Raw genomic sequence first — 558 nt, 5'->3', positions numbered from 1 at the left:
GAATTATTTAATTTATAAATTAACCCCATACTAACCCAACCTTCATCTTTATTTAACACATACTCATACTCAAATGAATTATATTTATACTTATCCATTTTCATAACAGACTCATATATTCTATTGATAATTTTAACTTCTTCATTGATCATTTCTTACTCGCCTCATTGTTAAATCTTAATAGCTTTTGTTCTACACCATTGATAGAATAATTTACTTCTAATCTGTCTGGTCTACTTGAACTAGGATCCTGTCTAATAAATCTTGTGTTTACATTAACTGTTTTCCCCTCTTTTACGGCTTTGTTTATTATATTCTCAAAATAAACTTTATATGCAGAGTTATTAAAATTAGCATCTTGTGGGAATAAATTATATCTATCACAAGTGCCACCTTGACTACAAGCCTGTATATGACCTCCTACATCTGTTGGTAATCCTTCTTTACCAACCTGAGTCTGTCTTTTATCTCTTGGCATTTTCATATCTATTGGAGAATATGAAATTTCTTCTACATATCCATAATTATTTGTCTTAAATTTAGTTCCATTACTTAGCT

Annotated in this window: 1 protein-coding gene; it reads right to left on the bottom strand. The window is 29.0% G+C overall.

From position 1 onward, the window contains the following. Positions 1–148: 148 nt before the first annotated feature. Positions 149–558 (bottom strand): DNA/RNA non-specific endonuclease (locus tag ACERCG_RS12215; RefSeq protein WP_373612312.1); only part of this gene is annotated, 410 nt, incomplete at its 5' end.

The sequence above is a fragment of the Mannheimia sp. E30BD genome, assembly GCF_041807785.1.
GTDB lineage: Bacteria > Pseudomonadota > Gammaproteobacteria > Enterobacterales > Pasteurellaceae > Mannheimia.
This window is presented reverse-complemented; position numbering and strand designations above follow the sequence as displayed.